Source organism: Nitrosospira multiformis (genome assembly GCF_003050865.1).
Taxonomy (GTDB): Bacteria; Pseudomonadota; Gammaproteobacteria; order Burkholderiales; family Nitrosomonadaceae; genus Nitrosospira; species Nitrosospira multiformis_E.
In genome coordinates this window covers 47,544-60,314 of record NZ_QAOK01000021.1, presented here as the reverse complement: position 1 = coordinate 60,314, position 12,771 = coordinate 47,544, and the positions used below count along the sequence as shown (strand labels likewise).

Sequence of the window (12,771 nt, the reverse complement as noted above, 5' to 3'; positions counted from 1 at the left end):
GAGAATCACTTCGGCTTTGAAGGCGTCGCCTGGTACTGGCACTTCGTGGACGTCGTCTGGCTGGGCCTGTTCATATTTGTATACTGGCTGATATAGGAATTATCCTTAAAAAGAGAGTTCTCTAAATATTCACCGTATTTTCTCGGGTTCTCGATGATTCTTTCGCGTACGACCCAATATGCCATTCAGGCACTTATCTACATGGCAACCCAGCCTCCCGGGGTAGCCGTGCTGAATCGCACAATAGCGGAATGCCTGAGGTCGCCGCCTACTTATCTCGCAAAGATTCTGCAGGAGTTATGCAAGGGCAACCTTTTGTATTCTTTTCGCGGAAAGCAGGGAGGGTTCTGCTTGCGGGAAAGCAGCGACAAGATTAACCTGATGCAGATCGTCAGGATCACCGAGGGTCCGGGATTTACCGAGGATTGCGTTCTGGGGCTGAAAGTTTGCAGCGACACCACCGCTTGTCCCATGCACGCAAAATGGTGGCCGATCAAGCAGGAAATCGTGAAACTTCTGCAAGGCCAGACGCTGGATACTCTGGCTGCGATGGTGATAAGCGGCAAGTATCAGTTAACGGATTTTCCCGGAGCGGTTCTCGGCAACATCGAGCTGCCGGCATAGTCATCCAATTTATTGCCTACAGGTTCTCACATGTCAAAACACACACTCAAGCTGATACCTTCCTCCACGGAGCACGCGGATATACCCAATGATTGCAAGAATTGCGGGGCGTATCACCTTTGTATCTCCCTCTGGCTCAAAACTGGCTATTCATCCCTGCTTGAGCGGGTGGTAAAGAAGAAGCAGGTGTTCAAGCGTGGAGAAGTGCTTTACCGTATGGGCCAGCCGCTGGAGTATATCTATATCATCCGCGGCGGATCGGTCAAAACCTGTGTGAGCACCGAGGATGGACAGGTTCAGGTGATGGGTTTTCATGCAGCCGGGGAACTGCTGGGGTTGAGTGCCATCAGTAACCGGGAGCATAAATGCGAAGCGAGGGCGCTGGGAGTGACCTCGGTTTGCGAAGTTTCCGTCGAGCGTTTCGAAGAACTGGCCAAGAAGGACCCGGCCATTCAGTATGAAATTCTCAAAATCATGAGTGCCGAAATCCATCACGGTCAGGAATTGCTGCTCCTGCTCGGCAAACACAATGCCGAGGAACGGATTGCCATCTTCCTGCTCAACTTGTCCAGGCAATTTGAAAAGCGGCATTGTTCGGCCACCGAATTCACCTTGTGCATGTCCCGCAGCGATATCGGTAATTATCTCGGCATCGCGGAGGAGACAGTCTGCCGCATATTTGCCCGGTTCCAGGATGACGGCCTCATCAGCAGTGAATACCGTAATGTCAAACTCAAGGATATCAAACGCCTTGAGCAGATTGCCAACCAAAAAACCTTGAGGCAAACCAACGTCACATCTCTTTACTCCTGAAGTGAAGTCACCCACGCAGAGCCGCTGGGGTTTCGCAGAGCTGAGCGTGCCGGTCCCCCTTCTCCGGGGAGATCATCTTCTTTCCGCTGTTCCTGATTCGCCGGCAATACTACGGGGTAATTCCACCGTCTGTTTAAGCTGATTCCAGGTTGATTGCCTGGGTGAGGCTGTTTCCGGGGTCATCCCCTCCCCCGCCCGAAAGCTCTTGCACTTCTCCTGCTCTCCGTTTTTGATTCCCGTTTTGATTTCCATTTGTAAGCCCCATTTCGAGGCAGAGCATTTTTCTGCCTCATTCGGTTCGTTCCGGTCCCGGATATCTTTTTGTCATGATGGTGGCGGCATGATTGGGTTTTGCGACGGCAGAGCTTCAAGAGTACCTGATCCAGTCACCCAAAGGCGGCGGGGAAGAAAATTGATGACATGGAGATTCCGGAAAAAAAACCAGAACATGACATTTGTCAGCTTTTTTTTGGGGGGCAGGACATATCATGCTTTCGCGATATGGTTTCCGGCAAGCGGACCAGCAAAATTCAACAACAACCATGGAGGAGATTAGATGAAGCATTTTTCTGACAAGAGACGAACGACTGCCGTTGTTTCTGCTGCTTCTCTTGCTATTGTCATATCCGTGGCTGCGTCTCCGGTTTCTGCCCAAGATGCGAGAACTCAAGCATTGGAGCAACAACTCAGGCAGCTGGAGACAAGCCTGAGAGCTGTCCGGAACGAGCTGGAGCAGGTGAAAGCGGAATCTGCGCGGGACGCGCAGAGGCTGATGCAGATCGAACAGAAATCGACGTCGATAGAAAAACGCCAGGCAGTGGACACGCAAAAGATTGCGAAAATCGAAGAGAGTGGGGTCTCGTTCGAAAGAACTTCAGATCAAAAGGCCCATATGGTGTTTTTTCGCGGCGGTTATGCGCGCAGCAACGATCTTCGTAATGGGGTATCCATTCAAAGCGGTGGAGCTGGTGGTGCAGGGGGGCAGGCGGACCGGGATGCCTGGTATATCGGCGCGGGGCTGGATTTCAATCTGACAAACGATGTCTGGGGTCTGTTGCCAAACACCAGTGTCCTGTCGGAAGTCATGTTCGAATACAAGGAATTCGGCAGCAAGGTAGCCGGTAGTGCACTTCCTCCCCCCGGCTCGGGCGTGAATGTCAGCCAGTTCACCCTGACGGCGGCACCCAAGATCAAATTTTTCGAGGGTTCCCGCTTCAGGCCCTGGATCATTCCCGCCGGTCTCGGCCTCCATGTGATAAGTCCGCCCTCGGAGTCCATCACGGTATTGATCCCCGGCGTCATGTTCGGTGTCGGCGCCGACTATCAGATCTGGAAAAACCTCTTTGTCGGTATCGACGGGCGCTATCACCTGACCAGTGGCAGAAACGACGGGATCAAGATCGACGGCATGACCGCAGGTGGCTACATTGGAATGGGTTTCTAGGAGGCCCACTGCAAGCCACCAATATCAATACCGGTTTAAACCCGCCTCCCGCTGGATCGGGAGGTGTTGAAAAAATTCGGACGATCCACCCGAATGTCGTGCAACCGCAGTTCATTCATACCAAGAGGAGAAAACCATGCGCAAACTGCTCATCATTATTTCAGCACCGCTGATCTTCGCAGGCAGTGTTCATGCCGCCGTCAATATCAATACCGCTACCCAGCAAGAACTCCAGACCTTGAGCGGTATTACTTCCGCCAAAGCCAGGGCAATTATCGAATACCGCTCGAAGGCGGGCAAATTCAGGACGGCGGAGGACCTGACAAAGGTAGACGGCCTCAATCCCCGTTATCTGGATATGAAGCAGCTCTACAAGGATGTTTCAGTCGCCGGACCGACCGTTCTGAAGGTGGGAGCAAAGCCAGCGGGTAAGTAATGTTGCCGCAATAATAGATTGCGATAATGCGATGGATAATGGAGGTGCTCCCAGCGGGGGCAGGCAGTAGAGCGTGGCTGTACCGGAAAGGCATAAACTGCCGGCACAGTGGCTGCTTGACAAAGACCCGCTCGCGCGGGTTTTTGTTTATCTCCTGCCTGCTTTTTATACCTGGATGCAAGGCTTGAAAATTTTCCAGGAATAGTGATGCCCTGGAACTTCATGTGCACTCCAATGTCAGCATGCATGTCACTCCTCGACCTGTTATAATTCCGCCCCTTTTGCCATTGTAAGCCTACGATCCCTTATGTCTCGCTCCCTGCGCAATATCGCCATAATTGCCCACGTCGATCATGGAAAGACGACACTGGTGGATAAACTGCTGCATCAGGCCGGCTCCTTCGCCGCGCACCAGCACATCGCCGAACGCGTGATGGACTCCAATGATATCGAGCGCGAGCGCGGCATCACCATCCTTGCAAAGAACTGCGCAGCCGATTACGAAGGTGTGCATATCAATATCGTGGATACGCCGGGTCATGCCGATTTCGGGGGTGAAGTGGAGCGTGTCTTATCCATGGTGGATGGAGTGCTGCTGCTGGTGGATGCGGTGGAAGGTCCGATGCCGCAGACGCGCTTTGTCACCAGAAAAGCGCTTTCGCTGGGATTGCGTCCGATCGTTGTCATCAACAAGGTGGACCGGCCCGGAGCGCGGCCGGATTGGGTGGTAAACCAGACCTTCGATCTGTTCGACAAACTGGGCGCGAGCGAAGAGCAACTGGATTTTCCGGTTGTGTATGCCTCGGCGCTCAACGGTTACGCTACGCTTGATCTGAAACAGCCAGGCATCAACATGCGCCCGCTTTTCGATACGATCCTGAGTCATGTGAAAGCACCGGCGGGGGATGTCGATGGTCCATTGCAACTACAGATCAGTGCGTTGGACTATTCCAGTTTTGTGGGACGCATTGGCGTGGGCCGCATCAGCCGTGGGCGGCTCAAACCAGGCCAGGATGTCATGGTACTGGCGGGGAGCAACCCGCCGAAGAAAGCCAGGGTCAACCAGGTTCTGGGATTCCGGGGCATCGAACGGATCCAGCTTGGCGAGGCGTTGGCGGGCGACATTGTCCTTATCAATGGCGTCGAAGAGTTGAGTATCGGCGCGACGCTTGCCGATATCGACGAGCCTGAGGCACTGCCCATGCTTGCAGTCGACGAGCCTACGCTTACGATGAATTTTCAGGTGAATACTTCACCTTTTGCCGGAAAGGAAGGGAAATTTGTAACCAGCCGGCAACTGCGCGAACGCCTGGAAAAGGAATTGCTGACCAATGTTGCCATGAGATTGGAGGAAACCAAGGATACCGACTCTTTCCTGGTTTCGGGCCGGGGCGAGTTGCATCTCACCATTCTGCTGGAGAATATGCGGCGCGAAGGCTATGAACTGGCGGTGTCGCGGCCGCATGTCGTGGTTCGCGAGATCGACGGCGTCAAATGTGAGCCCCTTGAGATGCTTACGGTTGATGTTGAGGAAGCGCATCAGGGTGCGGTGATGGAGGCGCTGGGGGCGCGGCGCGGCGATCTGCAGGATATGGTTTCCGATGAGCGGGGAAGGGTGCGGCTCGACTATCGCATTCCTGCCCGTGGCCTGATCGGCTTTCAATCCGAATTCCTGACCATGACGCGGGGCACGGGCCTCATGAGTCATGTATTCGACGAATACGCCCCCATGCGCCCTGAAATAACTGCGCGTCGCAATGGGGTTCTAATATCCGCCGAGCAGGGTGAAGCGGTGGCGTACGCCCTGTGGAAATTGCAGGAACGTGGACGCATGTTTGTCAGCCCGGGAGAGCGTCTGTATGAAGGAATGGTGATCGGGATTCACAGCCGCGACAACGATCTGGTGGTCAACCCCATCAAAGGCAAGCAGCTCACGAATATACGGGCATCCGGAACTGATGAAGCCGTCGTTCTGACGCCGCCCATCCAGCTCACCCTGGAATCGGCTATCGAATTCATCGCGGATGATGAACTCGTGGAGATTACGCCTAAAACCATTCGCATCCGCAAGCGCCTGTTGCAGGAGCACGAACGCAGGAAAGCGGCTCGCGCGGCGTAAGGCGGCTTCTTTCCCCGGCCCCTTTCTGTCAAAGGGGCAAAGGGCATTCAGCCGGAAAAGTACGCGTGGCGGTTCAGAGCGATTAGAATATGCTTCCCTGAACCCAGTCAGTCGAAGCGATCTCGCCTGTTACCCTCATGAACGAAAAGATTCTCTGGTATGTCGCCGACCCGATGTGTTCCTGGTGCTGGGGATTTTCGCCGGTGATCGAGAGAATCCGGCAGGAGTATGGCGATTCCCTAAGGATGGAGTTGTTGCTGGGCGGACTGCGTGCCGGGACCAAAACTCCCATGCCTCCTCAACAGCGTGAGGAAATCCTCCATCACTGGCATGCCGTGCAGCGTGCGACAGGACAGCCGTTCAGCTTCGAAGGCGCAATGCCGGAGGGCTTTATCTACGATACGGAGCCTGCAAGCCGTGCAGTTGTCGCTGCTTTCCGCATCAGTCCTGATGTCGTATTCCCATTTCTCAAGACCATTCAGTCTGCGTTTTATGTCGATCAACAGGATGTGACCCGGCAAGAGGTACTGGAACGATTGGCTGTTGTTGCAGGATTGGATGCGCGGCTTTTCTCTCAGGTATTCGAATCTGAAGCCGTAAAGGAATTGACGCTTGGCCATTTTAAAAAGGTTCGCCAGTGGGGCGTGCACGGGTTTCCCGCTGTGGTTGGGCAGAAGGGTACGGATTACCCGGTATTGACCAGAGGCTATTGTTCATTCGAGGATTTCCGCGCGAGACTGGACAGTTGGCTCGAGAATTGATCCGTGCGAGCTTTCATATCGCAAAATTTGTGATTTCCCGAATAATTATGCAAAAAATAGTCCTGGCATTCCTGGCTCCGGCTTTTGCGCTCTCGATGTTTTTGTCCTCCCCGCCTGTATCGGCTGAAAAGTGGAGAGATGACGGTCATCCTGGTCGGCACGGTCACGAAGGAAAAAAGTGGAACAAAGGCAAGGACGGGAAAAACCATAGAGGTGGCACCAGCCATGGTCATTACTACTTTGATGACCGCCAGCGCGCCATTGCTCACAACTATTATGCACCACGTTTTCAACGTGGCCACTGTCCCCCCGGCTTGGCAAAACAATATAACGGCTGCATGCCTCCGGGACAGGCGAAGAGATGGAGAACGGGTTATCCGTTACCCCGCGAGGTTGTTTTTTATGACTTGCCTCCCGTTTTACTGCAGCAATTAGGGAATCCCGGCCCGGGTTATCGTTACGTTCGAGTTGCGGCCGATATACTACTGATTGCGATGGGAACCGGAATGGTTCTCGACGCAATTCAGGATTTGAATGGAATGTAGCGGCGCTCGCAGTTGGAAGGGAATCGATATCGCTCGGGGTTGATCCGGTTATGCAGGATTCCGTAGACTATTTTCACATCCCCGTCCCGGTAGACCAGCCAAAGCGTTCCAGTAGTGCTCTGAACGCCTCGCTGGCAATGATGAATGCAATAAGATATGACGTCAAGCTTAGCAGGACGATTGTCCAGATTGCTCGCCAGGGACTCAGGGTCGAGTATTGCTTCCACTGCGAGAGAAAAGCGGCCTCATCTTCCTTGCTTGCGCGATTCAAGCTCAGTTCAACGAGAATGCTCTCCCGCGCTCGCCGCAGTGCATCTCGGACTCCCGCTCGATAAGTGGTATCGATAAGATCCAGGCGCTTTGCTTGCCCTTGCGAAGTTTCCGGGACTGCTTCCCCAGCCACCTGTGCATAAAACTCGCGCATGCGCGAGAGGTATCGTTCATCGGCCAGTAGGTCATTGATTGTCTCCTCCACAGACTTCGCTTCCCCAGTCGCGCCCATAGAACTCCTGCTGGTCTTCTGTTTCGCAATCCTTATTTCCTGTATGAACTCCTGCTCCTTTCGCCCGATCAGCCTGAGCCAGATTGCCTCCGCAGCTTGAGGAGATGGTCCGCGCGAAGTCGCACCAGAGGAAGACGTTGTTTCGAATAGTCTATCAAGTTCCGTTTTCGCTGCTCTTTCGCAATCTGCATCGATTGCTTCGAGCCTGCTGTTGAGATCGTCATTCATGATTTTCTGGAGGGTGAGGGGTTGAACTGCTGCCCTGAGTGCGGACAGTGTAACGTAAATTTCCAGAGACAAGGGAGCGGTAAAAGTGAAATCGCAATATGCAGAGTTCCGGTTATAGCGATCTACCACCCGGAATAAATCAGCAGCCAAGGCTCTACCAGGGCTCTAATAGATCGCTAAGATTGGTAAAGATTGCTGTCACTGGTTTAAAGGATTAAAGCTTCATTTACCAACTCTTTCAGTTCATACCCGCGAAAGCGGGTATCCACTGAACTTCAAAGCACGCCATTATTGGTTTGGGCTGAATCCCGGTTTGCTGGATTCCGGTCAGGCCCGGAATGACGAGATTCATAGTATTTTCTGGCCGGGATCAATAATTTTATTCCAGCTGCATGGGGTTATAGCGGGATTGCCGCAAAAGCATCTAGGTCGCTCACGGCGGTGGCAACGCGACGAATCAGTTCGCGGTTGGTTTCCGGTTTTATCATTCCCCCGACAGCAAGCGACACAACCATTGCTTCGAACGGATAAACGAGGTGAGCGCGGTATCTCTGCCTCAATGTCTCGCTGTCAATGTTTTCAATACCACAGTTCGTGAGCTCTTCGGCATAGATAGCCAGCAGAGTTGTCTCATGATTTCGCCGCACCTCGGGCGTAAGGGCGGTAGCAAGAAAATAAGCGACATCACCAATGCCTTCGCCAAAACGCACGAGTTGCCAGTCGAGAAGACCCGGTTGAGATTGGCTCCAGAACAGGTTGCCGGGGTGACAATCATGATGAACGAGTGTTTGCGGCCGCCCCGAAAGAAAGTGCATGGCGCGCCGGCGTTGGCGAGCATAATTTATAGCGAGTGCATGAAGCGGGGAGGGTATGAGTTTTTCCGCCTGTCGGAGCCCCCGTTTCATCAGCGGAACGGCAAGCGCAGTCCCCAGGTGATCTTCGAGTTGGCGTATGGGACCTGCCAGCCAGGCATATTTCTGCATGAGATCGAATTTGTTCCAGAAGCGAGCATGCAGCCGGGCCAACTGCTTGATGACAAGTGGGGCGCGATCAGCCGTCAGTGCATCATCGGGGTTGGTGGCAGTAGCGCCGGATTCAGTCACATCATTCAAAACCAGCGTCGCACCCTTGCCAGGTTTGCTCTCACCCGCGAGAAAACCGGGTATGGCAATGGGCACCGCTTGCGCCGTTTCATTGTAGAAGCGGGTTTCAGTATGAAGCAACCCTGGCAACGCAGTAATCAGCCTTGGCCGCCAGGCCAGCGAAGGTAATTTTACAAACCACTTGTGCGAGATCGTTCCCGGACCATCATGTTCAACCGCGATACGAACCCGTGTCGTCGTTCCTATATCGACAGAAACCAGATCTACCCTGGATACCGTACATGGGAACAATGACAGTTCACTACCCGTTGTGCCCAGCCGACATTCAAATCGCTGGGCCGGCGAGCGAGAATATTATGCTTCATTTGCAGGCTAGAGGGGGGACTGAACCCGACTAAGTTGAATCGGTGAGTACACCGGGATTTTCTTTTGGGAGGTTGCTGAGGCGTGTCAGGGAAGCTGCGGCTGATCAGGAATTGCGGCATGCACATTCATTTATTCCGAAATACATTGGTTTCTATAAAAAAGGGAGCCGAAGCCCCCTTTTTTATAGAATGCGACAGCAGCGGGAATTACTGATAGCGTTGATCCGCAGGCTGCTGCTGCTCATAAGACCTGTCGGCTGGCTGGCGATAGGATTTCTCCTTGGGCTCATCCGTGCTCAATTTCCAGTCAGGATGATAGTGTGTCTCCCTATCCCAGTCTTTCCAGATATAGTCGGGATAGATAAGGGGCTTGGTCGGAATGACAAATGTGACCAGGTCTACCGCACCTGTCAATGTGCGGCCAATACCGTGCACGATACCTGTAAGCAATCCAGCGGTAAGTCCGTAGCCAAGTCCCTTCTCGTTGGTTCCTATCATGATGTTCTTCGGCACTTCGCCTATACCTGTGACCGTGTTGGCAAGGCCATGCGCAAGCTTGTCGCCCACACCTTCCGCATAGCTGTGTGCAAACGCTGCTTGTGGCGAAACGAATAATAATGCAGACAGTATCATTAGCGTTTTCAACATATTCTTCATCGATACCTCCCTTAAATAGATTAAATAAAAATTTAATTCCAACTTAATACTAGCATACCGCTAAGAAATATGGAAAAGGCATGCCAAAATTCGTGAGCTCGGCGCCATATCTGCCGCGGAGTCAAATTAGTTGAAGGCGGGAATTTTTGTGGATATCAGGACTCTACAGCGAATGTATCGGCTTCACGGGGCGCAACTGCACCTTCAAAGTGCGGCGGAATCAGCAAATGTGATTCTTATCGGTATTTGTGCTTCCCGGTCATCTTAATCATTCAGCATTCAGGCGTTCTTGCGTGAATTGTGCTACGCTTCCGCATGTTTCGCATGTTGTGAAACTATCATTAATCGATTGCAAGCAGAAACTGTGGCACGTCCTCGTACAAGAAAAGCAGCTACGTGAGTTCTTTATCTAAATCGACGGAAGCATCCAGCTTCCTGTCTTTGCGTTCTTTCCCTTCAACGTCACCCAGTCCTTCAAGCTCCCGCCTCGCGGACTCCATTCAATTTTCGGTAATCGTTCCCACACTGAACGAGGCCGACAACATCGATCCGTTATTGACCAGGCTATCCGCGCTTGATTTGCCGGAGGGAAGTTTTGAAGTCATCTTTGTGGACGATGGTTCACGTGATGGAACGCCGGAAAAGGTCCGCAGATGGGAAAAGCGCGGCAACGTAAGATTGATCGAACGACGGGAAAAACCTGATCTCACGCGTTCAATTCTGGCGGGTGCGGCGTCGGCGCGAGGGGATGTTATTGTTGTGATGGATGCGGACCTGAGCCATCCGCCTGAGCGGTTGCCAGCCCTGGTTGCCCCCATATTGGATGGGAGCCATGACGTCGCAGTGGGGAGTCGTTACGTGCCTGGCGGCAGTACAGAGGGGTGGCCGCTGCACCGGCAGTGGTTGTCCCGCCTCGGCGGCTGGCTTGCCCGCCCCCTTTGTGACATCAATGATGCAACCTCCGGATTTTTCGCATTCCGGCATGAACTGTCAGGAATCATTGCGGAACGTGCGCGCGGATACAAGATATTGCTCGAGCTGCTCATGGCAGGGCAGGGCAAACTTCGGGTGGTGGAAGTGCCGATCTGCTTTCGCGATCGGACGCATGGTGCGTCGAAGCTGTCGCTTTCACATCAGTGGACATATTTGCAGCGCCTGATGACCTTGGCTGGCGGTACCGTTTCGATGGGCACAGCCAGCCGCTTTGCGGCAGTAGGATTGCTTGGTGTTTTCGTCGATGCAGTGCTGTTTCAGTGGCTTATGAGCGGCGGGGCAGGGCTTGCGCTGGCACATATCCTCAGTTTTTTTGTCGCCGCCTCGGTAAATTATTTGCTTAATTCCAAATGGTCTTTTCTTAGTCACCACGAAGGATATTTGCGATGGCGGCAATTCGGGCGCTTTCTGACGGTGGGACTGTTCGCATTGTTGGCTCGTGGAGGTGTGCTGGCTTTCCTGGTCCATGGCTGGCATATGCCGCCACTGCTGGCGATTTTTCCCGCTATTGCGGCCACGGCTGGCATTAATTATATTGGATCCGCTTTCTATGTATTTCCGGTAAAACAGAACCCGCCCTCCCTCGATGTCCGTTGGCGCGTAGCCTCGTTCGGAATCATCGCGTTTGCGGTACTGCTGCGCCTGATCTATATCGGCGTAGCGCAACTGATTCCCGATGAGGCGTACTACTGGAATTACGCGCAGCACATGGACCTGAGCTTTTTCGATCATCCGCCCATGGTGGCCTGGCTGATATGGCTCGGGACCTCGATTTTCGGTGACAATGAATTCGGTGTACGGATAGGCGCCTTCATCTGCAGCTTTATTACAATGGGTTATCTATACGCCCTCTCGTGCAATCTCTACGACAAATCGACCGGTATCCGGTCTGTCCTTCTGTTGGCCGTGCTGCCCTTTGGTTTTGTTACCGCAACGCTCATGACGCCGGATGCTCCATTAATGGCTGCGTGGGCCGCTACCCTGTACTACATGGAGCGGGCATTGATAGCGGACCAGCGGTGGGCCTGGCTGGGGATGGGTATTGCCTTCGGATTGGGTATTTTGTCCAAATACACGCTGGGGCTACTGGGCCTTGCAGCACTGCTGTTTGTAGTGATCGACCCTGGTTTGCGCCGCTGGTTGCGCCGGCCGGAACCCTATCTTGCGGCAGCACTTGCGCTATTGCTGTTCTCACCCGTTATTGCCTGGAATATGGAGAACGACTGGGCATCCATTTTGTACCAGTCCCAGCGCGCGACGGGAATAGGCAACAAGTTTTCGTTGCACCTGCTTTTCTTTCATATGCTGCTTGTCCTGACACCGGTTGGTTTCGTGGCAGCATTCATGGCGTTGGCTGCGCGGCATGAGCGAACTATCGACCCCCTGATGCGCAGACGCCGCCTGTTCATGCAGGTGTTCACGATTGCGCCACTCGCAGTATTTTTCTGGCTCAGCCTGTTCGGCTGGCCGAAATTCCACTGGACTGCGCCCATCTGGCTGGCGATTCTGCCGGCAATGGGGTGGATGTTGGGCCAGACAGATAACTGGAGCAAGGCAGCAAGCCGTTTGCGGGCAGCGTGGAAACCAACCATAGCAGTCTGTATGTTTCTCTATGCCTTGGCACTCCATTACGTTGTGCTGGGCATTCCCGGCATTCCCTACGTGGGTTTCAGCGAACACTACTTCTGGCGCGAAACCACGCGTGAAGTCGAACGACTTGCGGCAGAAGTGGAGCAGCAGACGGGAAAAAAACCACTTATAGTGGGGATGAGCAAATGGTCAGTCGCGAGTTCCCTATCGTTTTATAACGATAAAAGCGAACCGCTGGATATTCGTGGACGCAACATGTTCTTGCAGAGCGCGGCCATGTATGATTTCTGGTACCCCTCGGTACCCCCGACGGATCGTCCCATTATTCTGTTGGGAATGAAAACGCATCAGCTCGAGCATGACATCGATGGCAACGATAACATTACTCCATTGCTGGTGCAGCCTGGCCCGATCAGGGAATTGAAGATCGAGCGGGAAGGGAAGCCGCTGCGCGGGATATATTACCGGATTGCACAGGGTTATCGCGGTCTCCCGGCAGCCGATTCCCAGTTACGTTAGCCTCTCGCCTTCCATTTCCCCTGGCGTTGCGCCTTAACAGGTCCTGGCCAACAGACTATGTAGGAGTGCCTA

The 12,771-nt window shown here is 53.5% G+C and carries 12 protein-coding genes; 9 read left to right on the top strand and 3 right to left on the bottom strand.

Going from position 1 to position 12,771, the window contains the following annotated elements; genetic code table 11:
- The 8 genes from C8R21_RS11285 to C8R21_RS11250 form a co-directional block, all read left to right on the top strand.
- Positions 1-96: cytochrome c oxidase subunit 3 (locus C8R21_RS11285; protein WP_176980930.1), on the top strand; the 96-nt coding region annotated here is incomplete at its 5' end.
- Between the two features lie 57 nt (positions 97-153).
- The gene (locus C8R21_RS11280) at positions 154-624 is read left to right on the top strand and encodes an RrF2 family transcriptional regulator (protein WP_107762785.1); all 471 of its coding nucleotides are present in this window, start codon (positions 154-156) and stop codon (positions 622-624) included.
- Positions 625-654: 30 nt separating this feature from the next.
- On the top strand, positions 655-1,437 hold the full coding sequence (locus C8R21_RS11275; protein ID WP_107762784.1) for a cyclic nucleotide-binding domain-containing protein: 783 nt from the start codon (positions 655-657) through the stop codon (positions 1,435-1,437).
- A gap of 556 nt (positions 1,438-1,993) precedes the next feature.
- Positions 1,994-2,881, top strand: a complete 888-nt coding sequence (locus tag C8R21_RS11270) for a hypothetical protein (RefSeq protein ID WP_107762783.1) — start codon at positions 1,994-1,996, stop codon at positions 2,879-2,881.
- Between the two features lie 136 nt (positions 2,882-3,017).
- Positions 3,018-3,317 (top strand): ComEA family DNA-binding protein, encoded by a 300-nt coding sequence (locus C8R21_RS11265; RefSeq protein WP_107762782.1) that lies wholly within the window; start codon positions 3,018-3,020, stop codon positions 3,315-3,317.
- A gap of 307 nt (positions 3,318-3,624) precedes the next feature.
- On the top strand, positions 3,625-5,436 hold the full coding sequence (typA, locus tag C8R21_RS11260) for a translational GTPase TypA (RefSeq protein WP_107762781.1): 1,812 nt from the start codon (positions 3,625-3,627) through the stop codon (positions 5,434-5,436).
- A gap of 137 nt (positions 5,437-5,573) precedes the next feature.
- Positions 5,574-6,197, top strand: a complete 624-nt coding sequence (locus C8R21_RS11255; RefSeq protein ID WP_107762780.1) for a DsbA family protein — start codon at positions 5,574-5,576, stop codon at positions 6,195-6,197.
- Positions 6,198-6,244: 47 nt separating this feature from the next.
- Positions 6,245-6,742, top strand: a complete 498-nt coding sequence (locus tag C8R21_RS11250) for a hypothetical protein (protein WP_107762791.1) — start codon at positions 6,245-6,247, stop codon at positions 6,740-6,742.
- Between the two features lie 73 nt (positions 6,743-6,815).
- Here the strand turns inward: C8R21_RS11250 and C8R21_RS11245 are convergent, their stop codons facing one another.
- The 3 genes from C8R21_RS11245 to C8R21_RS11235 form a co-directional block, all read right to left on the bottom strand.
- On the bottom strand, positions 6,816-7,622 hold the full coding sequence (locus tag C8R21_RS11245) for a hypothetical protein (protein ID WP_146162477.1): 807 nt from the start codon (positions 7,620-7,622) through the stop codon (positions 6,816-6,818).
- Positions 7,623-7,870: 248 nt separating this feature from the next.
- Positions 7,871-8,866, bottom strand: a complete 996-nt coding sequence (locus C8R21_RS11240) for a phosphotransferase (RefSeq protein ID WP_258192370.1) — start codon at positions 8,864-8,866, stop codon at positions 7,871-7,873.
- Positions 8,867-9,147: 281 nt separating this feature from the next.
- Positions 9,148-9,597 carry an exosortase system-associated protein, TIGR04073 family gene (locus tag C8R21_RS11235; RefSeq protein WP_074974894.1) on the bottom strand — a complete coding sequence of 150 codons (450 nt, stop codon included), beginning with the start codon at positions 9,595-9,597 and terminating at the stop codon, positions 9,148-9,150.
- A gap of 498 nt (positions 9,598-10,095) precedes the next feature.
- Between C8R21_RS11235 and C8R21_RS11230 the strand changes: the two genes are divergently transcribed.
- On the top strand, positions 10,096-12,699 hold the full coding sequence (locus tag C8R21_RS11230; RefSeq protein ID WP_107762790.1) for a glycosyltransferase family 39 protein: 2,604 nt from the start codon (positions 10,096-10,098) through the stop codon (positions 12,697-12,699).
- Positions 12,700-12,771: the final 72 nt, after the last annotated feature.